Genomic DNA, 26118 nt, shown 5'->3' with positions numbered 1-26118 from the left:
TTCCTTATTTGTATTGCAACATCTTCCCTTCAAATTACGAATCCAAAATGAATCCGTTTACTCATAGCAGGCTGTATGATAAATTTAAACAAAAATAATGGAGGGGGACGGTGCAATGGAAGACAAATCAGGCCTGGAATTGATGGAATTAATTGCTCAAAAACACCGTCCAGCTTTTGAAGAACTGTATGATCGTTACATAAAGCTTATTTACAGTTATGCTTTGAAAGCTATGAGAGGCGACAAAGAGAAAACAAAAGAGGTTGTGCAGCAAGTGTTTTTGAGAATATGGGTTACTAGCAATAAATATGAATCTGACAAAGGAAAACTTGTCAATTGGTTAATCACCATAACAAGAAACATTTCAATAGATTATATTCGTAAGGAAAAAAATTTGGAGAAAAAAACGCAACAGGCCGTTCTTCACGAATCTCTCAAGTTGTCAGAGTACACCCCAATAGATATTGAAAACAAGCTGATAAAAATGCAAGTTGAAGAAGCGAAAAGTAAGCTATCCGAAGAGCAGAGACGCTTGATTACAATGTTATATTGGGATGGTTATTCTTTAACAGAAATTGCGGAACTTGAAAACCAACCAGTGGGAACAATTAAAAGTCGTTTGCACCAATCGTTAAAGCGGCTGCGGTATTATCTCGGGACAGAAGGAGGGGTGATGAATGACAAAGAAATGTGATCAGATAGTACCCTATCTTAACGGTGAATTGACAAAAGAAGAACGTGAGAATTTTGAAGATCACTTATCACAATGTCAAGTATGCTCAGCCGAATTAAAGGAACTCCAGGAAGCATGGTCTGCACTTCCCTCCGAGGTTGAAGAAGCCAGTGTCCCGCCTGAGTTAAAATCGGAAGTGATGGATTTTGTTTTTACAAATGGAAAAACAGAGCCCCCTCAAGAAGACGGCTCTAGAACGATTTATTTAAAATGGAAGCACAATGTGAAACAACATTTCAAACCTTTAGCCTTGTCAATTACAGCCATGTTATTTATTGTAGTAGCTGTTTTAATCTATCAAAATATCCAATTAAATCAGGCACTTTCGGAATATGAAAAATATGCCGATTCATCCGTTAAGGTCATCCGGACTTTAGAACTGCAATCTGTCATTGCTTCAAGCGACGCCCAGGGTTATGCTGCCGTTATAGAGAGTGAAAATGGACGTACACTTGTCATCCATCTGAATCAGTTACCAATGACAGAGGGGGAACAGGCCTATCAGGTTTGGCTGCTGAACGATGGCAAACGTAAAAACGCCGGAACGTTTCGTCCCGCTCCAAATGGCAAAGGGATGATTACGTTTCCGATGCCCGATATGGACTATACCTTTGGGAACATCGGTATTACGCTGGAACCGGATGCCAATGGGGCTAAACCCCGCGGGAAAAAAGTGATTGGAGCCTCATAAGGATTGCTTATGAATTAAATGTTTGAAAACCCGTTAGGAACAGCATTACTGACGGGTTTTTCAAGACTTATGTATTCCCGTCGGAATTTCATAAATTCTCTATAGGAAAGCATCCAGCCTTTTAAACTTATTGTAGAAGGAAGCTTCAGTTTTCTACCCAGGGTTAAAAAAGAGTGAAAAAGTTTGTTTATTATTGAAAAATTGAGGTAATACTTATTCTGTTGGATGCCCTGTTTCTGCATAGAATTGTTCAATACTGCACCCTTCGTATTGTGGAAGACTGAAAATCAATCAATTTTTACACAAGTACATCATTTTTTTCCAAAATCTAATGGGTTTTACCAATAATCATACAGAGGTTAAGCTAATCACCTATCTTCCTCAAAACTTTATCATAAACTTCCTCTGCTTCGATCCCGGTTAACAATGGTACGGCATCAACAACATCAACATTCACGTCATTTGGAACGATAGTTGTCGATATAATAAATTCATAGTCTTCCTGATTATGGATGGCGTCGTTTATTTTGCCTTGATGAAGTTCCACCTCCCCGGAAAATCCTTCTTTTTCCAGTATATCGTGTATTTTTTCCATAACAACAGTTGATGTAGCAACACCTGTACCGCAAATGACCAACACTTTTTTCATGTCTTGTTCCCTCTTTTCTTCAATTTATTCACATACAGCAATCCGCTCAGTGCGACGATGCCGAGCAATCCGATTCCAAACCAGTTCAGCATTTTTCCAAGTGCAACGAATACCCCTGTTGTCCATACAGCGCCATCAACGAGTGAGGAAATACTTGAGTTGCTTCCCATATCGAAATCTGCGTTCATAGCCATTTCGGTAAACAGCGGGGAAATCCATGTGGCTATGTACAGCCCGACACTCAGGTAAATTGTTGCTGCAATCACTGTACGGATAATATTCCCTTTGAACACGGGAATCATCAGGCATACTAAAAATGGAATGGTTGCAAGATCACCGAATGGGAGGACACGATTCCCCGGCAAAACAACTGCCAGCACCAATGTGATGGGTACCATTAACAGTGACGCTGACAACACAGCCGGATGCCCCACCACTATTGCACTGTCCATTCCGATATACAGGTCACGTCCAGGAAATTTTTTCCTAATCATTTCTCCTGCTGCCTCGGAAATTGGATTCAATCCCTCCATTAAAAGGGAAACCATTTTCGGGAGTAAAACCATCACCGCCCCTGTTTGTATAGCCAGCTGCAATGTTTCCTGGAAGGAATAGTTTGCCAGTACCCCAATGATAAGTCCAAGTATGACACCAACGACGGTTGTATCACCCAATATACCAAATCGTTTTTGTATGGTTTCGGGATCTGCTTCCACCTTATTCAATCCAGGAACCCGATCAAATACTGCATTTAATGGTTTGGCTAAAAAGTAGGATGGTGCAGATGTAGCATGTGGAAATGTCATCCGTTTATAGCCAAAATAGGATTCGATATCAGGGGCTACCATGTCACCCAGCCAAAAAATGATCAACACATGAACCGCTATCGTAAAAAGCCCTAAAGCAAAATCATCTGTTAATGCAAATACGAGTGAACCTGTAAAAGCACAATGCCAATAATTCCAAATATCCACGTTCAATGTTTTGGTCAGACCGAAAATCAGTAAAATAAAATTGACTCCGATACCAACTGGAATGGCAAGACTGCCGAGTGCAGTTCCATAAGAAATTGCAGCGGCGGCCGGCCACCCGACATCAATGGTATGTAAATCTAAGCCGAAGTGGTCAACCATCGATTTTGCTGCTGGTCCCATTGTGGTGGTCAATAGATTTAGAACCAAATTTATACCAACAAAACCGATTCCGACAAGGAGCCCTGATCGGATTGCCTTTTTCATCTTTGTACCAAGAAGTAGTGCAAAAAGAAAAATAATGATTGGGAGCATGACGGCCGCTCCCAAATCAACAAACCATTGTAAAATTTTCACCATCAGCTCCCCCAAACAACCGGATGTTTCAAAGCCCCAATCAGAAGTTTACTTTGGAAAACATATTCCGGGCCTGTATGTGGAATAGCAACTCCAAAAGGTTTAACTGGTAATCTGGTAGGCAGTTCCCCTTCCCTTTCGATGACTTTTTCCGGAAAATTGGTGGTTACCAGCTGTAGATTTACCAAGTAGTCTCCCATGTACTTCGGTGCTTCTTTATCCGTCGATGCGTTAAGATTCATTACTTCAATTTCCGAGCTGTTCATTATTTGCCCACCTTTTAGCCAAAATAACGATTATACAACGTTTTTGCGTGAACAACATCATTCGTTCCATGCACGAGTACACGTCCATCCCGAAAGAGAACCAGCCGATTGCCGTCGGTTGTAAACGACAAAAGGAACGGGTTTTGCTCGACGTTTCCAATTTTGGATAAGTTAAATGCGAGGTTTTCCCAATCACGGTCCCCTTGTTTTTTCGGCCGAATTTGGACCGTATCTCTGCCACACAGGACTGCGGCTTTTGTCTGGTTTTCATATGCCAGAAACGGATATGTCGGCCTTTCGCCACAAGTCCGGCAATCCTTATTTTTCAGTTTTTCCACATTTATGGAAGTATGCTGATTGGTCCATAAATCAAACGAAACGAGCCTGTTGCGTAGTGCATTCTCATTCTTTGTCAACAGTTTCAATGCCTCCACTGACTGATAGGCTGTGACCATCTGTACCACGGGGCTGATTATTCCGTTCGTATCACATGTCATCCCGCCAATCGGAACCTGCCGCATCAAGCAGTGCAGACATGGTGTAACTCCAGGGATAATTGTGTAACTAATTCCATAACTGCTGACACAGGAGCCATAAATCCATGGAACCTTATACTTATGCGCAATATCATTCATCATCATCCGGATATCGAAATTGTCTGTTGCATCGATAATTAAGTCGATCCCATCGCAAATACGCTCCAACTCTTGCGGTGTTACGTCCATTATTTGTGCATCAATGGAAACGTCACTGTTCACCTGCTTCAGCCTTCTTTTTGCTGCGACTGCTTTTGGAATTCGTTCGCGTGCATCGTTTTCGGTATACAGCTGCTGGCGATGCAGATTGCTCCATTCCACATAATCACGATCCACTATAGTTAGCTTTCCAATTCCTGCACGTGTTAACATTTCGGCATTACCGGTTCCGAGTGCGCCTGCACCGACAATCAGTACATGTTTTTCTTTTAACAGCTGCTGCCCCGATTCACCAATGCCCGGAAATAGGATTTGTCTGGAATACCGTTCGTCCATTAAACACTGATTCCTTCCATCGGACTGCTTGCTGTTGCATAGTGCTTTTTGGCAATCCGTCCCGCTTCATAACCGAGGCGGCCTGCTTTTATGGCATATTTCATCGCTTCCGCCATCTTGACTGGATCGTCGGCGGCAGAAACAGCTGTATTCAATAGTACTCCGCTAGCACCAAGTTCCATGGCTATTGCCGCATCTTTAGGGGACCCAATACCTGCATCAACAATGACAGGTACATTCGCCTGTTCAATGATCAAACTTAATTGAAACTGGTTGAGAATCCCCTGGCCGGATCCAATTGGCGATGCACCAGGCATAATAGCATGTGCTCCGAGTTCTTCAAGCTTTCGCGCCAGGACAAGATCATCGGACGTATATGGCAATACCGTAAAGCCTTCCTTCAGCAATTCTTCTGTTGCCTTTAACGTTTCCACCGGATCGGGCAGTAGTGTTTTGTCACAACCGATCACCTCGACTTTAATCATGTCGCAAAGGCCGGATGCTTTGGCTAATCTTGCTGTTCGTATCGCTTCTTCCGCTGTTTTCGCACCTGCAGTATTCGGTAATAAATGGTACTTTTTAGCATCCAATTTTTCCAGAAAATTTGGATGTGATGGCTCGAAAATATTCATTCTTCTAACTGAAAATGTTAATACATCCGTTTCTGACACATCCACAGCTTTCTTTTGCATGTCAAAATCCGGATATTTTCCTGTACCTAACAGTAATCGTGACTTTAGATTTTTTTCTCCAATTGTCAACATTTCAACCGCCTCCTACAAATTGTACGAATTCAATTTTATCGCCGTCTGCTAAAGTGCGTTTCGAATAAATCGACTGGTCGATTATTTCCCCGTTATGCTCAACAATCACAACCTTATTGTCGATATGATAATGGTCCATGACATCTGTTATGGTAAACACACTTTCATCCAACTGAATATCATTGCCATTGATGACAAGTTTCATGTAGACCCCTCCTTTTGCGTCAACATCCGGTCAGTACGGAAAACACTATCAATCTCGCTACCATCCATTAAGTCAGCCATTAGCAGGCCTGTGATTGGAGCCAGCAAAATCCCATTTCGGTAATGGCCGGCAGCGAGGCTTAGCCCTCCCAATCGCGGATGCCTTCCCAAATATGGCAAACCGTCACCTGTTTGCGGCCGGACTCCAGCCCACGCTTTTTCCCATTTGGTTTCCTTTAATGCCGGGATAATAGATACGGCATCTTCCATTAGACGTAACAGACTATTAAGACTGACCGTTTCATCAAATGTATGCGGCTTTTGGGTAGCCCCAATGATTATTCGCCCACCGACTTTTGGGACAATATAGCAGCTTGTTGAAAAAATACTGGACGTGATAAGTTGGCCATGATGACGGACGGAAAAACATTCCCCTTTAACAGGATAAGAATCCAGCTTCAATCCTGTGTTATTAAGAAGTTGTTCGGACCATGCACCTGCCGCCACAATAACTTCATCCGCAAAAATGGTCTCTGTACCGGTTTTCACACCGACAACGCAATTGTATTCGATTACAAGACCCTGTACAGCTGTATATTCCATTACTTTTGCCCCCAGAACCGCGGCGGCCTGTGCATATGCCTTGGTCAGAAGCGGCGGGTTTACCTGACCGTCTTCCGGCAACCATAAGCCGCCAGACAGGTTTTCGGAAAGTACCTGCTCCTGCTGCAGAATTTTTTCCGGAGTAAGCCATTGCGCAACCCTGTTAGTAGATTTGGAGACTTTAACTTGATGGTCATCTGCCTTGTGCAGCTTTTGCTGAAATGCAGCAATATCCTTAAATTCAGCAGCTTCCTCGTTCGTCCGGGCAATTTTCAAAATACCACTTTGGATAAGTTCGATATCGATACCGGTCAATGATCGGAGCTCCTCAGCCAAGCCGAGAAACATCGCCCTGCTTTCTTTTGCAATTGGAAACAACGGATTATTCTTCTCCGACTCCGCCTGCGCTCCCAACATTCCTGCCGCAGCTCCTGAGGCTTTTCCCGCCAGACTGTCTTTTTCAACTACCAGTACACGGTAATCTCGTTTACACAATTGAAATGCAACAGAACAGCCGATAACTCCCCCGCCGACAATAATGACATCATAATGCTGTTTCATCGTTTCCCTCCCTAATTCAAGCGCTTTTCATCTAAAGCTTTTCGATATTTTTGGGCAGCCTTAACTGGATCATCTGACAGTAAAATACCTGACAATACCGCTACTCCTGTTGCACCGTTTTCAACCACAACCGGAGTATTTTCAGGCGTTATCCCGCCAATCGCAATCACTGGTGTCTTTGTATTCTGAGCAATATTTTTCAAACTGCTCAAGCCCCTGGGTTTCAGCCCCGGCTTTGACTGCGTTTCGAAAATATGGCCATAAAGCAAAAAGTCAGCACCATGTTCATCCGCGTAAACAGCTCTTCCCAAAGAATGCACTGAACAGCCAATATACAGTGAACCATGCGCTTTTCGCACCATTTCCACATCCGCAGTGTGTGTCAGTTGGACACCATGTGTATGCATACTCTGTGCAACCTCTATACGACTGTTAATTATAATTTTTTCAAGCGGAATCCCTTTGGAAATAAACAGATGTATTGTTGTAACCATCTCCTGATTTGTCCAGCGCTTTTCCCTTAGATGAAAAAAGTCAACATACGGATGTATTTTTTCAAGAATCCCAGCCAGTGTCCCCGGCGACTGTTTTCCCGTGGAAATCACATGAAGTTCTGCTATATCAATTCACCCCTTTTTATAAGAAATAGAGATAAAATAAAAAACCACTTCCCCAAACATAAGGAAGTGGTTTGAACGACCGTAAATATTTTGAAAAACAAATAAACAGCATCCGTCCCACCACTTCCCTTCGCCGGTATCAACCGTATCAAGTTCAAAGGGTCCCAAAGTCAATCACTCTGATCTCAGCCTTTTATAAAGGCACCCCTAGTGGTCTGCAAAAATATTCAATTATTGAATTCTAAGCTAATATAGATTACGAAAAAAGTCAACATATTAATTTATCAGTTGGAAGATCGGAGTTATTCAATGAGCGCGTTCGTTTGGTGAATAAAGAAATTGCTTCTAAATTACCCAGTTTACGGCATTATAATATTTTTCATCTAAGAAGTAGCCGATAACAGCACTTTGGGATGATCCACGGAGAATATGAAAAAGATATGAAAAAGATTGATAGTACCTACTAGCTTGTTCTCATCATTTTCAAAAATCCCAAAATAATAGTCCTCATCTTGTTTAATATTTTCGTTAGCCTTTTTCATCCTTTCTAGTTGCCCTTTGATTGTACCTCGAAAAAATTACGGTTTCCTTTTTGTAAATTCAGCATAGATTGAGCGTCATCGTTATTAAATGTCCGTATATGTATGTTTTCACCTTTTATCATAAAATTCACCTTTCTAATTCTAAAATCATAAACAATATTATTGTATATGATTCTACTTTCTTTGTCTGTGTAATTTCTGATAAAGTGTGCTCCTTAGGAATAGCATCATATGTGAAACGACTAACAATCCTTATTCCATAATTGCCCTTATCATGAAAAAAGGCGCAGTTCCTTCAAATCCAGAAATGCGCCCGATCGTATAAAGGAAGATAGCTTAAGGTGCAACAAGCTCTACTTTTATTCTATCAGGGTCTTCAAAATAAAGGGCATAATAGTTTTCATCCCCGACAAATGGGTGCGCGCGACAAGTTCCGCTATAAACCCTCTCAAGGGTGAACATGCGGGGAATTCTATTAATTTTAACGTTACAACGGAGGATGGGAATGATGGAACCATGTTTCCTGAAACCATCCCATCAATATTCCTGCGTGCGTCATGAATGACAGTTCATGGGGTACGAAGCACAGGTAGAGTCGGCAGAAGGAAGGCTAAATCCATTCCAATTGGAAAAGGTATGCTAACTGATATGCCGGATGGCTGAAAAAGTAGACACGGTGAGAATGTTCCACTAGAAGCGAACTGACAAACTTCCGAATGTAAGGGTCTAAAGTTTGAACATAGTGTAAAGCTATGTCCCAGCTAACGTTGGGGCGAGTGGTGTAGAGTAAAACTGCGCCCTCTGAAATACGCTATACCGAACAATGGCGGTATCGTGCTCGCAGGCTTAAAGGAAGCACCTACGTCTAAAATGGATAGCTACGTTGTAAGGTACTTGGGAAGTAAGGAACGTTGAAAGAAGGACTGTCATCCGAAACGTTTGTAATAAGGCGAAAGTCGAAATACATTTATCCTTGCGAAGGTAGGGGTACGACTGATGAATCTCTGTAATGGGAGTGGAGGAACAGCCCCAAGTCTAGCGAATTAGAATGATTATTTTCTTCACGTGAATGACACCGATCGGGTAGGAATGTGGGAACATCACTCTTTGGGAGGGATGCCACAGTGTCAACTTTGAGATATTGGGATTACTACAATATGACGGAAACTTTTACGGATTTACACAAGAGGGCTAGTAACAACCATTCATTTAACCATTTATATGAAATGATTACATCACGAGAGAACATTATACTAGCTTATAGGATGGTCAAATCTAATAAAGGGTCGAAAACATCTGGCACAGATGGAAAAACCATCAAAGATATCAAAAGGCTTACGGAAAATGAATTAGTGAACGTAATTCAAACAAAACTAAAAAACTATCATCCTAAGAAGGTCAGAAGAAAATGGATTGAAAAGGAAAACGGTAAATTAAGACCACTTGGCATTCCATGCATTCTTGACCGTATCATTCAACAGTGTTTTAAACAAGTTCTTGAGCCAATTGCTGAAGCCCATTTTTATAAACATAGCTATGGATTCAGACCGTTACGGTCTACTCATAATGCTATGGCAAGAGTACAATTCCTAATTAATCAATCGCAGCTTCATTATGTTGTGGACATTGATATCAAGGGGTTTTTCGATAATGTTAATCATACACTTCTCATCAAACAGTTATGGAATTTAGGCATCCATGATAGAAAAGTATTAGCTTGTATATCTAAGATGCTAAAAGCTGAAATTGATAAAGAAGGAGTGCCATCTAAAGGTATACCCCAGGGCGGTATCTTATCAACGATATTATCGAACGTTGTATTAAATGATTTAGACCAGTGGGTTGCAGATCAGTGGGAGTTTTTCCCCCTCTCGAAAAACTATAAATCTCAAGTTGGAGAAAGATATGCGAAGAAACGTTCAAACCTCAAAGAAGGTTACCTCGTCCGCTACGCGGACGATTTTAAAATTCTCTGCCGAGATGGAAAAACAGCCCAAAAGTGGTACCATGCAGTTAGATTATATATTAAAGAACGTTTAAAACTGGATATCTCACCAGAAAAGTCGCAGATTGTGAATTTGCGAAAAAGAGAATCCGAATTCTTAGGGTTTACCATTAAAGCCAATATAAAGAAGGATAAAAGGGTTGCCCATACAGGCATCAAACGTAAGAAACGGGAGAAACTTAAAGAACAAGCTAAAATGCACATCCGAAGGATGAAAGACTCCCCTACAGTCCAAAATGCTTTACGCTTTAACAGTTTTGTTTTAGGTATTCACAATTATTTTAACAGAGCTACACATGTCAATCCAGAATTCTCACGTCTTGCCTATGATCTAAAGGCCTTTCTGTACAATCGCCTTCGTACTGTTGGGAAATATGGACATCCAATCAATCCTACTTCAACCTATAAGAAGTTTTATAGTAAAGGATTTAAAACGTTCAAAATTGCCACTGTACACCTGTTTCCTATAGGAAACGTCAAAACAGTAAATGCCATGAACTTTAGTCCATCATTATCTCTTTTTACAGAAGAAGGCAGAAAGAAAATTTACGATAAATTAAAGCCAAATATTGAATTTGAAATCAGCGTACTAATGAAGGCAAATCTCCCAGATAGAACAGTTGAGTACATGGATAATCGCATTAGTCGTTTTAGTATGAAAATAGGCAAATGCGAAATCACAGGTTGGAATTTAACTGCTTATGAAGTTCACTGTCATCATTATACACCCAAACATCTTGGAGGAACGGATAGGTTTAACAATCTTCGTATTCTTCATAAAGACATACATCGGCTTATACATCGTAAAGATAACGAAATAATTGCATCCGAGACACAGAAATTCGGATTGAACTACTCAATAATAAAGAAACTAAATCAATACCGAATGGAATGCGGGCTGGAAGAGGTAGAATTATCTCACGTCTAAAAGTAACGAAGAACTTATAATCAATTATAAATCGGTAGATGGAGCGCCGGATGCTGGGAAACTGGCACGTCCTTGGTGTGGAGCAGGGGAAAAGCTGGAGATAATTTCAAAGGCTTACCTATTGCTAACTTATCCTCATAAAGAATATTGATTCCTTTAGTATTTAGCTTTTCAAGCATTTCATCGACATGTTGCCGTGAATCTGCGTGAAATGCTAAATGGTTAAGACCAACCCGACACCTATGATATGGGACATCCAAAAACCTTTCTTCTGTTTGTACAAAGACGATATAAGTATCTTCTAATTTCCAGCTTTGTCCGCCATTCCATTCCTGAAAAGTAGTATATCCGAGCTCTTCGAGAAACCATCCCCAAAACTCAGTTGACCTTTTTAAATCTGAAACGTATATCTCAATATGGTGAAATAATCCCTTAGTCATGAAACAATCTCCTTTTTTATTCAAGATTTATTCCGCAGAATGGCCCTTCGTATTACGTCATATTGGCGCTATTATTAGGGAAAAGCGCCCTTTAATTGAAGACCACTCAGACACGATTAAGATGAGTATCTTGAAACTTTGTTGGATATTTCAATCCATAGCCAAGCATTCTATCCATCCCGAGATGCGCTATCCAAATTAAGCTAATCATTAAAGCAATACTGTTATGTATCAATAAACCGCATATCATTATTACTGCTGGAATGCTGTATGTATGGAAAAAATTATACAGCACCGAACCAACCTTTATATTTTTTAAGTACCCGAGTGCTGACAAATCTGGTGCTAACAATAAAATCACAAACACAATCCAACTAAATTGCAGATGGAAGTAAAAATAAATGCTTAATGCCAGAACCACTAACCCCTCAATATGCAATAAAAATTTATTCAGGGAACCTCACCCCTTTCAGAGATTAATCCCAATAGTAAAATCATTTACTTACAAAATTGCCCAACAAACCAAGAAAGAGCCCAGGTCTTATCCGTTTCTGGCGCCCGTTCGTATTATGGCATAAATAAGTTATGTCTTAATCCTAAAATCACTGAATTGTCTTAGACAAATTCCTCCCTATGTTCCATTTCAGAGATGAATAATTAAGGAGCCTCCCCCACTTCGCCATTCAAAACAATTAGTCTCCCAGCGCTAGATCAAGCCAGGCTTTCGCTTCATTATAAAGAACCGGATTGTTTTGCGGTGTGTAGTAAGCAAGGATTGCGACTGCCTGTAATACTACCCATCCACGCGCCCTCGTCCACGTAGCGTCATCCATCGGAAAAGCCTCACGGAACGCATCACGCGCCACTGGCGAATGTAACTTCCATGCGACCATTACATCGCACGCAGGATCGCCGATGCCCATTTCACCCCAATCAATCACACCGCTAATGCGCTTATTTCGTACAAGCCAGTTACGTACATCTAGATCGCCGTGATGCCAAACAGGAGGACCGTTCCACGGAGGCGCAGCAATAGCCGACTCCCAAACAGCAGAAACTGCAGGGTCGCCATCAAATCGTGTCAGCCAGTATCGAAAGTCCTTGTCCAGTTGTGCCAAAGGAATGCCACGTCCTAACGGCCCTGCCGATGAATCAACTTGTTGTAGTGCTGCGATGAACTCTGCAAGATCACGCGCTGCCTGAATCTCATCAATCTCCTCTATAGGCACTGTATCGCCATCAACCCAGGTATGTACCTCCCAAAACCATGGGTATTCGTTATTGGGACGCCCCTGAGCGATAGGCATAGGGATATCAAGCGAAACTAATGGTGCAAGTTTTGGCAGCCATGTGAATTCGCGACTTCCTGGTGTCGTCGGTCCTGTCCTCCGTGCGAGCCGAACAGAATATTCGTCGCCAAGTCGAAAAATAGCGTTTACCGTGCCAATTGGCTCGACCCGACGTAGGGGCAGTTTTGCCCATTGTGGGAACTGATCGACAAGCAAACTACGTACAAGACGCTCGTCAATTTCCAATTCGTCAACGTGCATCTTCTCACACATCGCACGCTCCCCCCTCCGTAGCTCTGATGTAGAACCCGCAACCGTCGTGTACTTCACAAACGTTCTGATGTTTCCATCCCGTAAAATTCATCATATTGTCCCCCCTCAGATTAGATCAAGTTTCATGGAGCATCCCCATTAGATTAAATACATTCGTTCACAACCTTATATCCATTTTAACAACATGATTATCAAACTTTGCTTGAAAGTCTTATGCTGCATCAATGCATTCATTTATAGATGGATTAAAATATTGACAAGCTTACCGAAAGGATCCCTAACGAAAAAACGGCGTACACCCCATGGCTCGCTAGCTGGTCCATACTCAACTGGAATTCCTGCTTCTCTTATGCGGGCTAATGCATCATCAAGTTCATCAACTTCAATTGACAAATCAGGTACCGAAGTGCCGGAACCACCTTCTGAAAGAAAACTAATCTGCGTTTCCATTTTTTCATGCGATCCATATGTCGCTATAAAATCCATATTCATTAATTGATCAAGTCCAAGAATTTCCCCATAAAAGTGCTTAGCTTTTGTAATGTCCTGTGTTTCCACATTGGCAACAATTCGTTTAACCTTCATTCTTATCACCTCCAATGCTATTAATTTCTACAATCACTCAAATAATCCTTGTCAAAATTCAATTTCTCTTGAAAATCGAATTCAATTAAATGTGTCTACAAATACAGAAAGAAGGGCACCCCTTATTCCAGATAGGCGCCCGAAAAGCTCTCAACTTTTTTAAGTATGCGTTTTCTAATCTTAGTAATTCATTCTCCCGTTCTAATTCTTCTTCACGCGTCAGTTTTTTCTCTTTGTTTCATTTTTTAGACATAGAAGGTCGCCCCTTTGGCTTTGAATTCAGGCCCTGTATCCCTTGTCTAAATGTTTTCACCCAACGCTGAATTAATGAAGGATTATTTAATCGAAATTGTTCAGCAGTTTCCTGATAAGAAGCACCTGTCTTTAACATAAATTGTATCGCATCTAATTTAAATTGAACAAGTACACTTCCTTCACTTTTCTTCGTTCTAATCCCTTCAACCCCTGTGTTTTATAAACCCTTACCCAATCTTGTAATGGTGTTTGAGAGGGCATATTATATTTCTTCGCTAATAATTTATATCCAAGATTTCCATACAAATACTCGGTAATAACCTTTATTTTAAATGCCTCACTATATTTGGCCATAAAAAACACCTCCAAAAGTTAGTTTTCTACTCTAACTTTTGGAGGTCGGTACCATTTTAGCTCTTTAGTTACTATTCCTGTTTTTTAAAATATAAAGTTCTTTCTCCATCTTATTTACCTTGTCAACAATAAAATCCATTTCATTTATTCTTGATTCATTAGTTAATTCAAACTACCCACCAACACCTTATAGTTTGGCTTCAACAGCATCAAATCGATTATGCATTTCCGATTTTAAAGTATGAATATCTGATTTCATACTTTTCATTTCTTTATTCATTTCGGTAAGTAGATCAAAAATTTGCTTATCCACTTCATCACCCCTATGTTATTATATAATTGATATTTTTTAAATAAGCACTACCTTTTTAAAAGTATTCGTTAGTTCCGCAAGCGCGCCCCATTGATGAAGATGGGCAGTCGGTTACAATAAGCATCTTTCGATCTTAAATATCAATCGTTTCTGGTAGGCGCTTTCTTAACTGGTGTTTGGCAGATTTCACGCCTCTCCTTACAATGTGGCTATCATCCTTTTCTAAGTCATTAAGCAATTTTCTAGCTGTCTTATAATATTTGGCCCCTTCAGCTGTGGAAAAAATCTTTGCGATATTCCACTTCACATGATCGTTTTCAATCTTTACCCATTCGTCCAATCTACTTAAAACCTGTTGCGGGTAACACCTCAATAATCCGTCACCAATAGCAAATGGACCTAAATTATTTTTAACATACGAATCACTATCGGTGAGTAAATTTTCAATGAGATCAAGTAATGGTTCTGCATATTTTTCATCTTTTGTCTTGGCCGTGTATTTGGCTGCAATTATAACAGCTCTTCTTACATTTGGTGATTCGTCGTTTGTCCAAGATATCATTGTTGGATAAAAATCATTGAAATACCCAGACAGTATTTCTCCGCAGGCTCCTGCCGCCCATTCCCTCACTTCCCAGTCTTTACTGTCAGCAAGTCTGTGAAGTGCATGGTTGACTTTAGTAGTATTAACGGGATAAGAAAACGCCAACAGTTTTGTAGAAATTTCATCAGCTGTATAATCATTATAATTAATATAGTGAGTAGCAAATTCAAAAATTAACTCTTTATCATACCCATAATAATCCTTGATTATATTAATGGATTTTGATTTAATGGATGTCTTTGGCGTCTTTCTATGTGATGAAATTTGTGAATTTAATACATCTAAACCTCTAGCCAGGTTGTTTGTTTTTATTGAGTTATAAAAAGCCTTTTCCCAATCCTTTATGATCTGCACACTAGTTTTCCTCCTTTAGAGGCTTATGACATTTTTACAAATGGATCTGCTTTTTAGTACAGCCCTTCTTATTCCTCAAAATGGCCCGATGTGCCAAAAATGTACACATACTTATTCCTGATATGCGCCCTATAATTGAAGATCGGATGCCCTGCCAACTGGAACTAAATACAGAGCTGAATGACCGTTTTTTAAAACATGTTGATTGATATATTCATCTTTAAAACCACCAATTGGAGCAATCGCTTTTTCAAGAGCACTGGCGACTAACATCATATTCTGAACCATATGTCCAGCTTCAAGTAAACAAAAACGATATCCCCTTTCACCATATTGATACGCAGCATAATCTAAATCAGCTGATACAATTAGACAAAAATTAAAGTCGATGTCTGGCTGGACAAGTGCGTTTTCAATTTCAATGTTCCCGCCCACCCAGAGTAAAGCATGATCTTTAGGGATATATGTGTATAATCCCTTTTCTAAATTAGCTATTTGTTTTACAGTAACAAAAATATGATTTGGATAAATTGGCCCTGCCGAGGGGTAAGCCCTTTGTTCACTATCAGCCTTCAAATTGCCAACCGACCATTTAAGAAAAGTCCCAAGGTCGTCTTTATTTAACATTGAATCTACACCTATGGATTTTGAAGTCTTTCGTGACATGATGCAATTGGATAACATTTGTTCCAGATGATGTGAATCCAAATCAATTTTGTCACCGGGGTTCAATTCTTCATCTTTCTTGGATGGATTCGGATGGAATACTGGTGGCCAACTTGATTCCTTATGATAACTTTCGAATAGTTTCACCATATATCCTCCTAATGTGATTAGTGTAAATACAAATGCTTATTCCTGATTTGCGCCCGATCGTATTATGTGAATAAGCCAGTCACTTCTGGTTGACCTATTTTAAATAGGTTTTATGCTTGAAGTAGCCGGGGTAGAACGTGCGCGCCCGTGGGACAATGATCCCGTCCGTTATACTGTTCACCCCCTACTTGTAGAAACATGTTTGAGGCTGGTTGGGACTTGGATCCCGCATAACAAGCGAAGCTATGACACTACAAAATTAGTTAGGGGCAGACCGGTGAATCTACCAAAAGGAGTTGTGATCATATATGGACCCTGTCATTGGCCTGGATGTTGCAAAAGGTGAAAGCCAGGTCCAAGCCTTTTTACAAAGGAAAAAAACGTATAAGAAAAGCTTTAAATTTGCACATGATTTACAAGGGCTAGGTGTGTTTTATGAATTTTTCCGGGAGGTGAAGCAAGTTTCCGGACAATCTCCAGCTGTTATATTTGAATCGACTGGGCACTATCATGAGCCTGTTCTGCAATATCTTGAAGAACATGGAATCACTTATTATTTAATCAATCCAATGGTTGCACACAAGGCAAAACAGACAAGCCTTCGCAAAGTGAAGACAGATAAAATGGATGCTTTCCATCTGGGGGAGCTATACTACAAAGAAGATTTGGAAGCGTTCCAAAAGAAAACGGTAAAAACGCTGAATCTGCGCCAATTAACGAGACAACATAGTGCTTTAACCGAAAGCTATGTTGAAATCAAACTTCAATGTCAAACGATCTTGGATCAGGTATTCCCAGAATATCATCATGTTTTCAGTAATTTATATGGCAACATTTCATTGAAAACGTTGTTCCAGTATTCAACATCTTTCGATGTCAAAAACACCACACAAGAGCAATTAGCCACTGATATGTACCAGATTGGGGCGAAACGTTCTTATGCATGGTTTTTGGATAAAGCACGTCAGTTAAAAGATGCAGCAGAGCGCAATCCATTTCAAGACCGTATCTACCATGGTCATCTCATTAGTTTGCGTATGTACATTCAGATGATTCTTCAATACCAGGAGCATCTATCCAAAATGAGAGAAGAGATAGATGCCCTTGCTGAAACCTTTGAGGATTATAAACTGATTCAGTCGATTCCCGGAGTTGGGGGTAAGATTGCCGCCACAATCATCTCTGAAATTGGAGAAATCGATCAGTTTCCTCATCCGAAAAAAGTAGCTGCCTACGCAGGCATAGATCCAGAAGTTTTTGAATCCGGTAAATTTAAAGCCACTATCAATTGTATCACGAAAAGAGGCTCGTCAAGATTACGTCAAGCTCTCTATTCAGCAGTGCAATGCGGAATAGCGAAAAATCGTAACACAAAACTACGAGCTTTTTATGATAGAAAACGCGAAGAAGGTAAACCGCATAAAGTAGCTGTTATTGCCTGTGCCAATAAACTAATTCATTGGATCCATGCCATGTTAAAACGCAAAGAAGCCTTTGTAGATCAATTATAAACAACAATTAACATTCATAATATTCAAAACCTTATCGATTTTACGGTAAGGTTATTTGGCATGCTTAGTTTTAGTCTAACATGTTTTTTGAACTTTTTTTACCTTTAATTATTGACAGCTATTAGCTGGTATAATGGAATTATCCACTTCTACTATTAGCTGGTATTGCTTAAATTAGTTCTTTCATAAACAATACTCTATCTTGATCTCGTCCGTCATAATCTGCTTTCACAGATGTACCACCTACTATTTTATCACCCTGTTCAATATCAAAGCCCATTCTTGTATGATAAGCAATAGATATTTTATTGACTGGGGAAGTAACACAACGTACTTTGTTTCGATTTTCACTCTGCACTTTAGAGAAAAATTGGTGATAAAGCTCCTTTCCTATACTTCGTTTACGATACTCCGGGTGAACACCAACAAAATGTATGTACGCTTCATCTAAATGAGATTGAGATAAAAATCCAATTAAAAAACCTATAATCTCACCATTTTCTTCAGCAATAAAACTTGAGTCGCTAAAATGATCAAAAAATAATTTCGGCAACATGTCTGACATTCGTCGCCCACCCCACCAATTATTTATTAATGGTGATAATACATAGTAATCTGAACTATTTACTGTTCGAATTTCCATGGTTCATCCTCCAATAAATAAGTTAGACCTATTCTAACATAGGCGAATATCCATTTCTTATTCCAGATTTGCGCGCTTTTTATGCTTCATTTAGAGAAGGATGTAAATAAATAAAAGAAGCAAATAAAGCAATTGTTCCCCCTATTATTAAAGTTAAGGTAGTACCGAAGTATTCACCTATGATCCCAGCAACTAACGCAGAAATAGGCATTAAAATCCATGTCATAAAGCGACTCGTTGCTTGTACACGCCCTAATAAACGATCAGGGCTAAGCTTTTGTCTTATGGTTACAACACAAGGACTCATAATGGCTGCACTTATTGTTCCTAATGCATTCATTATTACTAACCAAATAAAGTCATCGTGTAATCCAAAAGCTATAATTGATCCGCCCCCTACAACACCAGCAAAAAATAAAATTCTTCTGTACGAATAATATCTTTTAAGTACGTTTGTCAGTAGTGCACCAACAATTGCAGCTACACCACCAATAGAAAGTAAATATCCTATACGAACAGCATCTAAGCCTACTGTAGATTTTAAATGAATGACCAGCATTGTTAAAAAAAGCGTGGTTCCAAATATTGAAAAAAGCATAGCCAGATTTGTGTATAATATAGGTTTCTGGTGAATGACAAAGATAAAACTTTCTTTGATATCAGTAAATACTTTTGAAACACTAATTTTTTCCTTTTGTAAGTCACTATCTATGTTAAGACTCAATATAACCAAATACCCGATCAAGAAAGAAAGACTGTTTATAATTAATCCTATTCCAGGATTAAAAACGCTAATCAGAATTCCACCTAACCCGGGGGCAATAAATACAGCTGTTTGAAATATCCCTGTATTAATCGAGTTTACCAATTGTAAATCCTTTTTCTGCACCAGTCTAGGTACAGATGCAAATTGGGATGTATTATACACTTGGGTTAAGATACCGACGATGAAAGCAGCTACATAAATTCCCCATATATGTAAGTTATCCATTATGTATAATATTCCTAAAGTACCGATTATCAAAAACCTAGCCAAGTCACAAACCAATAAAATTTTTTTGCGGTTAAAATTATCTGCCAATACACCTGTAAACGGTTGAATTAAAATTGGAAGCCTCTCTAATGCTGCTACAATCCCCATACTTAATGGTGAACCAGTTAGAGCCAACACAATAAGAGGTAAAGCAATTAAGTATATTTGATCTCCGAAAAAAGAAATTAAGTTTCCACCAATAAATCTAAATACAGCATAATTCTTTTTAAACTCAGGCACTTTCTTCTTTGATTCACCATGTGCAGCTGGGACTCCCATAAAGCCTCCCCCTTTTTATTAACTTTCTAGGTAAAGTTTTAGTTCTGTTGGCAGACTCTCTATCGCTTTATCAACTATGCCGTATCCATTCGAACTCTGCGAAACTAACCTTGCGGACTTTAAGATTTTTAAATGATGATGAACGGTTGTTTTTCCCAACTCCAACTCAATTGTTAATTCTTGGAGAGTTACATTATTTTCTTTGGTCATTTTTAAGATTTTTAAACGAGTCTCATCTGCCAACGCTTTAAACCTTTGTACCAAAAGTTTATTGGGTACAAATTTCCCTTCTTCCGTGATGCTCTCATTTGCTACGGCATAATAAAAAACTTTTACGCCTTCCAAGTCAGCTTCAACATTCCAAGGACGATAAATATAATGGGGGATAAGTAAAACCTTGTGGACACTTGGTTCTGGGGCATATTGCACACCGTCTGTTGCCCATTCTACAAACTGATCTGGTTCAAAATTATCGAGCATCTTTTCTTTCAAAGTTTTATCCCTCAAAAGTATAGATTCCAATTTTTCCTTATGAGGCTCTATAATTGCTTTAAACCAACCAGACATCACTGCAATCAAGTGAGTCTTCAATGTTTCAATAGGTACTTTATAAATAAATTCTAGGTATGTCGAAAGAAAAGTGTGATCTTTTGTTATGTATTGTAGTTCTTTAAGTGCTTCTGCTGATCCATTTAATAGCTTATTTCTGAACACTTCTGCGTCTTTGCCTAGAAAGGGAATTGCAACTCCCTTTAATTCTTTGGAAGATAAACCCTTTACATATTTATTAAACGAAACTAAATCCTCAAAATCCTTTTGATGTAAAATTTGTAGAAGGGTCTTCCATGTATTGTTTGTTTGGACATACTCAAGGTGCTCTTTCATATCTTTAGTTAAAGATTGGTCTATCAATCCTTGATCCTTTTCAGAAAGATCTAAGGTGCTGATTAATTCTTTATTCGTAATGGCTGCTATCCCTAATGCCGATTCCCACAAAAGAGAGCTTTTTATCTCAACGGTATATTTTTCCCTCTTTCGATTTATCCCTGTCGTTAATAAATCCATGTAATCGCCTCCCACTTTATTCTATATTATTAGAATAGATTATTCAATATTTTTTGAATTAAAGTATGTTAAAAAGACACTCTTTTTTGGGAATGTCTACGGTACTTCTATTTAAATAGTGTCCACTTATTAAGTAAAATCATTTCAGAACTGCACAAGGGGTATTCAATTAAATGGCCCTAAAATGGCAATAGTGGACGCATTTTTATTCCGTGAAAGCGCCCAATCGTATTGTTTAAGCCTGTGATAATCAAAAGAAGCTGGTTTAATTTGTCATTTTTATTCTTTTAAGTAAGCCCTATGAATATTTAATGCTGCTTCAAAATTTCCTTGTGACATATGGTAATCAATCCATTGACGATCATCTTCACTATAAGCTACAGGGTCCCCGAAATAGTTATAGGTTAGAGGCTGTTCTACTATTAATTCTCCGTTTCCATCCAACAAATCGTTTTCTGACCTCAGGGCAACATCAAATATCTTCTTCTCCTCTTCAGAAAGCGACTCTTCTTGATCATGACATATTTCATCCCAGAATTCTTCATGTAACACTTTCATGCTTGGAAGAAAATATTGTTGAAAATCCCTCAATTGATTTTGAGTTTTCCGATGAATTACTTCCAAAACCTCAGGTATAGATAGGTCTTCACGTAATTGTTGTTGGTTATGTTGCAACTCTGTTATCTCAAAAACGTGTTCATTGTTAAGCGATGAATAAATGAAAAGTTTTTTTCCTAATGTAAAGAACGTATAAGTGCTATAAAATCCTTCCGCTACAAATACATTCTTAATCTGCTTGTGAAAGTTATTCTTATTTTTTTGATTTTCGCGTTTACTGTGCTTACTCTTCTTTGTCATAACGGTTTCCCCTTAGAAGTTTAAACATTATATATAAGACAAACAAACTATTAAAAGTAGTTAGAAGTCTTTTTCCAGCCCAATTATAAGTGCGCTAGATACACCCATCATAACAAAAGAAAGAATGTTTTTCTCAAAGAAAGAACGTGCTTTCTTGTCCAACGAAAACTGCCCCAAGATCTAGTTTTTTGCTCCATTACCGCGCCCGTTTGCCGCATAGTCAAATCGAGGTTCTTGGGTTAAAGAACATTCGTTTATATTCCATATCTAAGGAGGAGAAAGCTACCAATCCATAGTAAAATTGTAGTTTGGGTTTTTAAATACATTGCGAATTCAAAGAATGAAAATTTTCTCTCTCACTTCGTTTTTTTAACTGTCTAACATAAAGGATTAAGTTGCCATTTATTAAGCATCCTTTCTTCTTACACAAATAATGCTCGTGGGTTTGAATGCTAACTATATTAATTTTAACACAAAATTCCGTTAAATCTTTTCGAAAAATATAACCTTTTTTCAATTAAGGCCCTTTTGGGATCTTAAGACCAATTCAAAAATACTTGCTGTAAAAATCATGTCTTAATTTACCACTGAGATGAGCATAAATTTTTGTTGTCTCACTCTTTTCGTGACCAAGAAGGCTCTGGATTACTTCAAGAGGTGCACCGTTGTCTACCATATGAGTAGCGTAACTGTGACGCAATTGATGTGGGTGAATCGTTTTTGTGATTCCAGCACGATTCGAAATACGTCTCACAATGTATCTTAAGGTATCTATACTCATACGCCTCTTAGGCCTGCGCTCTGTGACAAACAAACAGGATTCGTCATCGTCACGCTCCTCTAAATACCTGTTCAACCATATCCCACAGCGTATATTAAAGTAAACTTCTCTTTCTTTATCCCCTTTCCCTTGCACAATTACAGAGTTTCCTGCAAAATTAATATCATCTCGATTTAATTTCGCAACCTCCCCAATACGACAACCAGTAGAATAAAAAAATTCAAACAAGGCATTTTCCATCGGTGTATGGCATCCTTCTCGAAGGTGTTCAATTTCACGTTCGGAAAGAAATTTTGGAATTCGCTGTCCTAACTTCGGCTCCTTTAATTTGGCAGCCGGATTCTTTAAAATATACCCTTCCTCATGTGTCCATTTAAACAATGACTTTATGAAACGCACACGATGACCCAAACTGGATGATTTTAAATGTCCTCCAGCTTCGCCAAGGTATTGTTTCAGATTTTCTGTAGTCAACTCACTCATTCTGGCATCATCGAAATAACGTTTTAACAGACCACATTGAAAACCATACATCTTCAATGTAAGAGGAGAATACCCTTCAATTCTTTTATCTGACTGATACTTTTCCCATGCTTCCGACAACAACATGTTTTCACACTCCCATACTATGAATCAATTAATTTAATTCCAGTATGGTCTATTTTGACAACCTTTATTCAACAATCGAAATATATAATAAAGTAATGCCATAAAGGTAAGGATTCTGTTACCCTACGTTAAAAGCAAATATTATAATTAAATGAGTAATCTGGTATAATTTAAGAAAGGTGGTGGTTTTTATGTTAGAACAGCAAAACAATGAATCGAAACGAAAATATGGCTGGATCGACAAATGGGCTAAGATGACCGGTGAGCGAGCAAGAATTGATGCCAAAGTAAATAAAACGTATATTATATATGAAAAAAACGGGAAGCTTGTAAAGGAATTTCCAAATGGTAATATTATTCCGTTTCATAAAGATGGTGAATCTTAATGCATTCTCACCAACCAATATTTTTTGTGTTTGCAGGTAACAATGGCAGTGGCAAAAGCACTTTCCGCAATTTGATTATTGACAAACTTGGTGTCGATATCAACATTGACCCTGATACTATTGCAAGAAGAATAGATCCGGAAAACCCTGAGTCAAAAAGAGTAACTGCGGGTAAAGAAGTCATTAGATCAGTTAACGAATATATCCAAGAAGGTAAGGATTTTTCAATTGAAACAACACTTGCTGGAAAAAATGCACTTAGACAAATAAGCCAGGCCAAAGAAAAAGGTTATGAAGTGACGATGTTTTACATTGCACTCAGCAACGTAAATCAAAACATCGAACGAGTTGCTATGAGAGTAAAAAATGGCGGTCATTATATTCCAACAGAGGATATTCTCAGAAGAGATAAAACTTCATTTAAACACCTTTATGAATATGCACCTATTATCGATAATTTAATTGCAATCGACAACAGTAAAGATGATGGAGAAATTGTATTAGAAATAAATAATGGTAAAATTACTTTCAAATCAAATGATCTCCCCAACTGGTCCCTGCCTCTTTGGAATCAGTTTCAAAAGGATTCACCAACAGAACTATAACCGATTCTCTGCCTTTAGAAAATCGGTTTTTTTATTTTTACTTATTCCGTTTTCGCGCCCTCGTATATTATTATTAACCAGATTTTTTCTGGTGTTAATCCTATATACCTATCATTCACGGTATAATGGATTTAAATCAGAGAGAGGATGTCGTTCTGCGCCCTTGAAGCATTGTCTTCGTGCAAAAGACTGACACCTCTTTCTTTATAGACCTATTCGAATAAGCTGGATGACACTTAGTTGTCGTATATCGAACGAGGTTGGGTATCTGTAAAGTACAGAGGGTTTCCTCCCACTCTGATTAATTCTACATTGGGGTATTGGGGTGTTATAATGATTTATCTTGGCATTGATATTGGAAAACGGCATCACGAAGCTGGATTCATTAACGAAAAGGGCAATTCTATTGGAAAAACAGTACGTTTCGCTAACTCTAAAACAGGCAGTGATAAACTCCTTAAATTCCTGAATCAGCACCAAGCCACACCCGAAAATTGCATTTGTGGTATGGAAGCCACTGGTCATTATTGGTTATCTGTTTTTTCTTTTCTTCATAAACTTGAGTTTAAGGTTACCGTTTTTAACCCGATGCAGTCCGATGCTTTACGAAAATTTTATATTCGTAAGACAAAAACAGATGTGAAGGATGCCTTTCTCATTGCCCAGGTAATTCGAATTGACTCTCCGAAAGAAACGCCTTTTATAGAAGAAGATTTACTTCAACTTCGGCATCTTGAGCGATTACGTTATACTTTAGTTGACCAAAGCTCCGATGTTAAACGGAAAGTCATCGCTTTATTAGACCAGGTATTCCCGGAATATGAACAGATCTTTTCTGATGTTTTCGGTGTTTCTTCCACTGAAGTTCTTTTAAACTATACATTACCAGAGGACCTACTAAACATTGACACCGATAAACTTGCTGACTTACTCAACACTGTTAGTAAAGGACGTTATGGAAAAACAAGGGCACGCAGTAAAGCAGAACAATTAAAGGATAATGCACAACATACCTTTGGAGTTTCCATCGGTTCAGATGTTTTTAGGATGCAGATCCAACTTTTATTGGAACAAATCATGTTACTTGAAAAACAATTAATACAAATCGAGGAAACCATGATGGAGCTCTCGAATCGACAAGAGCATTTTTTAACGACCATTACTGGAGTGAGTCACGTAACAGCTGCTGTCATATTAGGTGAAATTGGATCCATTAATCGCTTTGAGCGCCCTGGACAGTTAGTCGCGTTTGCCGGTTTAGATGCGTCCGTTAACCAATCGGGCGAGTTTAACAGTTCCCATACCAAGATCTCAAAACGCGGCTCCCCTTATCTGAGACGCGCTATTTGGCAAGCAGCATTTGTGGCTAGTTTTAATGATCCTGCATTATCCCTTTATTATCAAAAGTTAAGAAGTCGAGGTAAAGCCCATGGAACTGCGGTAGGTGCTGTCGCAAGGAAATTAACACACATTATTTTTGCGATTTTGAGAGATGGGAAACCCTATCAACCTCGAGCTCAATGACAAAAAACAATGTCATATCTTAAATTTTTAATCACCAAGTAGGTGGTTTATTTGTCATGCAAATTTTTCTGGTGAAGCATAAAAGAATTACAGAAAAATTATTTTCAAATAATGCTTGACTTTTTATAGCTGGTCTTTAACAGAACAAGCAAACATTATATTAGCATATATTCCGGTTTGCTACCTTCTATATTTTTGAAAACAAATCACAGTTCCCTTGTACGTTCTTCTCCAATGATTTTTACATCAAACAAATCAACTGTTCCATTTGCAGCCTGATATCCTTTTGATTCAAGAGATTGCCGGAACATAACCTCAAATGTTTTCTGTTCACGTGGATCAATTTCAAATTGTCGTCCATTCAAATCAATCATCTCCGTAACATTAAAATCCTCATTGTCAAATTTTTGATCCAGTGAAACTTGAAACGCCAATGGTTGTTTACCATGATTCATAAAAGAAAGCGTACATTTTCCAACTAGAACACCTGCATCATTTGTATCATATTGACATTTGCTACCACCCTCATTGAATTCTAACGAATAAATACCTCTTGCAAAGTTTGATTGATACACATTTGCAAACAAGTCAGAAGGAAATAATATAAAAATAAGAA

At 38.8% G+C, this 26118-nt stretch carries 30 protein-coding genes, 1 pseudogene and 1 riboswitch; of the genes and pseudogenes, 7 read left to right on the top strand and 24 right to left on the bottom strand.

Annotation, left to right across the window (positions count from 1 at the left end; genetic code table 11):
• The first annotated feature begins 115 nt into the window (after positions 1 to 115).
• On the top strand, positions 116 to 694 hold the full coding sequence (locus B1K71_RS04585; protein WP_077324821.1) for an RNA polymerase sigma factor: 579 nt from the start codon (positions 116 to 118) through the stop codon (positions 692 to 694).
• Positions 678 to 1424, top strand: a complete 747-nt coding sequence (locus B1K71_RS04580) for an anti-sigma factor (protein WP_077324820.1) — start codon at positions 678 to 680, stop codon at positions 1422 to 1424. The genes B1K71_RS04585 and B1K71_RS04580 overlap by 17 nt, the downstream gene beginning before the upstream one ends.
• A 364-nt stretch (positions 1425 to 1788) precedes the next feature.
• On the opposite strand, the gene B1K71_RS04575 is transcribed toward B1K71_RS04580, so the two are convergent.
• The 9 genes and pseudogenes from B1K71_RS04575 to B1K71_RS20370 all read right to left on the bottom strand — a co-directional run.
• Positions 1789 to 2073, bottom strand: coding sequence for a PTS galactitol transporter subunit IIB (locus tag B1K71_RS04575; protein WP_077324819.1), 285 nt, complete (start codon positions 2071 to 2073; stop codon positions 1789 to 1791).
• Positions 2070 to 3404, bottom strand: coding sequence for a PTS galactitol transporter subunit IIC (locus B1K71_RS04570; RefSeq protein WP_077324818.1), 1335 nt, complete (start codon positions 3402 to 3404; stop codon positions 2070 to 2072). Before B1K71_RS04570 ends, B1K71_RS04575 begins: the two co-directional genes overlap by 4 nt.
• Positions 3404 to 3667, bottom strand: coding sequence for a PTS sugar transporter subunit IIA (locus B1K71_RS04565; RefSeq protein WP_077324817.1), 264 nt, complete (start codon positions 3665 to 3667; stop codon positions 3404 to 3406). Before B1K71_RS04565 ends, B1K71_RS04570 begins: the two co-directional genes overlap by 1 nt.
• A gap of 14 nt (positions 3668 to 3681) precedes the next feature.
• Positions 3682 to 4698, bottom strand: coding sequence for a thiazole biosynthesis adenylyltransferase ThiF (locus B1K71_RS04560; protein ID WP_077324816.1), 1017 nt, complete (start codon positions 4696 to 4698; stop codon positions 3682 to 3684).
• Positions 4698 to 5462, bottom strand: coding sequence for a thiazole synthase (locus B1K71_RS04555; protein WP_077324815.1), 765 nt, complete (start codon positions 5460 to 5462; stop codon positions 4698 to 4700). Before B1K71_RS04555 ends, B1K71_RS04560 begins: the two co-directional genes overlap by 1 nt.
• Before the next feature lies 1 nt (position 5463).
• Positions 5464 to 5667, bottom strand: a complete 204-nt coding sequence (gene thiS, locus B1K71_RS04550) for a sulfur carrier protein ThiS (protein WP_077324814.1) — start codon at positions 5665 to 5667, stop codon at positions 5464 to 5466.
• Positions 5664 to 6830, bottom strand: a complete 1167-nt coding sequence (gene thiO / locus B1K71_RS04545; protein ID WP_077324813.1) for a glycine oxidase ThiO — start codon at positions 6828 to 6830, stop codon at positions 5664 to 5666. The genes thiS and thiO overlap by 4 nt, the downstream gene beginning before the upstream one ends.
• 11 nt (positions 6831 to 6841) lie before the next feature.
• On the bottom strand, positions 6842 to 7435 hold the full coding sequence (locus B1K71_RS04540; RefSeq protein ID WP_245799158.1) for a thiamine phosphate synthase: 594 nt from the start codon (positions 7433 to 7435) through the stop codon (positions 6842 to 6844).
• A gap of 123 nt (positions 7436 to 7558) precedes the next feature.
• Positions 7559 to 7669: riboswitch (TPP riboswitch) on the bottom strand.
• 659 nt (positions 7670 to 8328) lie between these two features.
• Positions 8329 to 8412, bottom strand: a pseudogene (locus B1K71_RS20370) (VOC family protein); the annotation flags it as partial.
• Between the two features lie 704 nt (positions 8413 to 9116).
• On the opposite strand from B1K71_RS20370, the gene ltrA reads away from it, so the two are divergent.
• Positions 9117 to 10925: a group II intron reverse transcriptase/maturase gene (gene ltrA / locus B1K71_RS04535; RefSeq protein WP_175631833.1), complete on the top strand. Its 1809-nt coding sequence runs from the start codon at positions 9117 to 9119 to the stop codon at positions 10923 to 10925.
• 20 nt (positions 10926 to 10945) lie between these two features.
• Here ltrA and B1K71_RS04530 read toward each other — a convergent pair whose 3' ends face one another.
• From B1K71_RS04530 to B1K71_RS04495, 9 genes are all read right to left on the bottom strand, one after another.
• The gene (locus B1K71_RS04530) at positions 10946 to 11365 is read right to left on the bottom strand and encodes a VOC family protein (RefSeq protein ID WP_077324811.1); all 420 of its coding nucleotides are present in this window, start codon (positions 11363 to 11365) and stop codon (positions 10946 to 10948) included.
• Between the two features lie 106 nt (positions 11366 to 11471).
• A complete protein-coding gene (locus B1K71_RS04525) occupies positions 11472 to 11804 on the bottom strand; it encodes a DUF4260 domain-containing protein (protein ID WP_428848854.1) in 333 nt (110 codons plus the stop codon).
• 253 nt (positions 11805 to 12057) lie between these two features.
• Entirely contained in the window at positions 12058 to 12927 is an 870-nt protein-coding gene (locus B1K71_RS04520; RefSeq protein WP_077324809.1) for an aminoglycoside phosphotransferase family protein, read from the bottom strand.
• Positions 12928 to 13161: 234 nt separating this feature from the next.
• Complete coding sequence (locus tag B1K71_RS04515) at positions 13162 to 13512, bottom strand: VOC family protein (protein WP_077324808.1); 351 nt, start codon at positions 13510 to 13512, stop codon at positions 13162 to 13164.
• A gap of 238 nt (positions 13513 to 13750) precedes the next feature.
• The gene (locus B1K71_RS20365) at positions 13751 to 13903 is read right to left on the bottom strand and encodes a helix-turn-helix domain-containing protein (protein WP_139343299.1); all 153 of its coding nucleotides are present in this window, start codon (positions 13901 to 13903) and stop codon (positions 13751 to 13753) included.
• A 14-nt stretch (positions 13904 to 13917) separates the two neighbouring features.
• On the bottom strand, positions 13918 to 14121 hold the full coding sequence (locus B1K71_RS19610) for a helix-turn-helix domain-containing protein (RefSeq protein ID WP_139343298.1): 204 nt from the start codon (positions 14119 to 14121) through the stop codon (positions 13918 to 13920).
• Between the two features lie 187 nt (positions 14122 to 14308).
• Positions 14309 to 14434 (bottom strand): hypothetical protein, encoded by a 126-nt coding sequence (locus B1K71_RS20235; protein ID WP_281250315.1) that lies wholly within the window; start codon positions 14432 to 14434, stop codon positions 14309 to 14311.
• A gap of 133 nt (positions 14435 to 14567) precedes the next feature.
• Positions 14568 to 15392 (bottom strand): HEAT repeat domain-containing protein, encoded by an 825-nt coding sequence (locus B1K71_RS04500; RefSeq protein WP_077324807.1) that lies wholly within the window; start codon positions 15390 to 15392, stop codon positions 14568 to 14570.
• A 129-nt stretch (positions 15393 to 15521) separates the two neighbouring features.
• Positions 15522 to 16205 carry a SagB/ThcOx family dehydrogenase gene (locus tag B1K71_RS04495; protein WP_175631836.1) on the bottom strand — a complete coding sequence of 228 codons (684 nt, stop codon included), beginning with the start codon at positions 16203 to 16205 and terminating at the stop codon, positions 15522 to 15524.
• Positions 16206 to 16516: 311 nt separating this feature from the next.
• On the opposite strand from B1K71_RS04495, the gene B1K71_RS04490 reads away from it, so the two are divergent.
• Positions 16517 to 17719: an IS110 family transposase gene (locus B1K71_RS04490; protein ID WP_077324805.1), complete on the top strand. Its 1203-nt coding sequence runs from the start codon at positions 16517 to 16519 to the stop codon at positions 17717 to 17719.
• Between the two features lie 169 nt (positions 17720 to 17888).
• Here the strand turns inward: B1K71_RS04490 and B1K71_RS04485 are convergent, their stop codons facing one another.
• From B1K71_RS04485 to B1K71_RS04465, 5 genes are all read right to left on the bottom strand, one after another.
• A complete protein-coding gene (locus tag B1K71_RS04485) occupies positions 17889 to 18362 on the bottom strand; it encodes a GNAT family N-acetyltransferase (RefSeq protein WP_077324804.1) in 474 nt (157 codons plus the stop codon).
• Between the two features lie 79 nt (positions 18363 to 18441).
• Positions 18442 to 19674: an MFS transporter gene (locus B1K71_RS04480; RefSeq protein ID WP_077324803.1), complete on the bottom strand. Its 1233-nt coding sequence runs from the start codon at positions 19672 to 19674 to the stop codon at positions 18442 to 18444.
• 18 nt (positions 19675 to 19692) lie between these two features.
• Entirely contained in the window at positions 19693 to 20739 is a 1047-nt protein-coding gene (locus B1K71_RS04475) for an ArsR/SmtB family transcription factor (RefSeq protein WP_077324802.1), read from the bottom strand.
• Positions 20740 to 21018: 279 nt separating this feature from the next.
• On the bottom strand, positions 21019 to 21597 hold the full coding sequence (locus B1K71_RS04470) for a hypothetical protein (protein WP_077324801.1): 579 nt from the start codon (positions 21595 to 21597) through the stop codon (positions 21019 to 21021).
• A 547-nt stretch (positions 21598 to 22144) separates the two neighbouring features.
• Positions 22145 to 22987: a tyrosine-type recombinase/integrase gene (locus tag B1K71_RS04465; RefSeq protein WP_077324800.1), complete on the bottom strand. Its 843-nt coding sequence runs from the start codon at positions 22985 to 22987 to the stop codon at positions 22145 to 22147.
• 191 nt (positions 22988 to 23178) lie between these two features.
• On the opposite strand from B1K71_RS04465, the gene B1K71_RS04460 reads away from it, so the two are divergent.
• From B1K71_RS04460 to B1K71_RS04450, 3 genes are all read left to right on the top strand, one after another.
• Positions 23179 to 23373: a hypothetical protein gene (locus tag B1K71_RS04460; RefSeq protein ID WP_077324799.1), complete on the top strand. Its 195-nt coding sequence runs from the start codon at positions 23179 to 23181 to the stop codon at positions 23371 to 23373.
• The gene (locus tag B1K71_RS04455) at positions 23373 to 23978 is read left to right on the top strand and encodes a zeta toxin family protein (protein WP_077324798.1); all 606 of its coding nucleotides are present in this window, start codon (positions 23373 to 23375) and stop codon (positions 23976 to 23978) included. The genes B1K71_RS04460 and B1K71_RS04455 overlap by 1 nt, the downstream gene beginning before the upstream one ends.
• Before the next feature lie 333 nt (positions 23979 to 24311).
• Positions 24312 to 25502: an IS110 family transposase gene (locus B1K71_RS04450; RefSeq protein ID WP_077330025.1), complete on the top strand. Its 1191-nt coding sequence runs from the start codon at positions 24312 to 24314 to the stop codon at positions 25500 to 25502.
• A gap of 206 nt (positions 25503 to 25708) precedes the next feature.
• On the opposite strand, the gene B1K71_RS19605 is transcribed toward B1K71_RS04450, so the two are convergent.
• On the bottom strand, positions 25709 to 25936 hold the full coding sequence (locus tag B1K71_RS19605; protein WP_139343297.1) for a hypothetical protein: 228 nt from the start codon (positions 25934 to 25936) through the stop codon (positions 25709 to 25711).
• Between the last annotated feature and the right edge of the window lie 182 nt (positions 25937 to 26118).

The organism is Virgibacillus siamensis, assembly GCF_900162695.1.
In the GTDB taxonomy this organism is placed as follows: Bacteria; Bacillota; Bacilli; order Bacillales; family Amphibacillaceae; genus Lentibacillus; species Lentibacillus siamensis_A.
The sequence above is the reverse complement of the archived record's forward strand: the minus strand, read 5'-3'. Positions and strand labels throughout refer to the sequence as shown.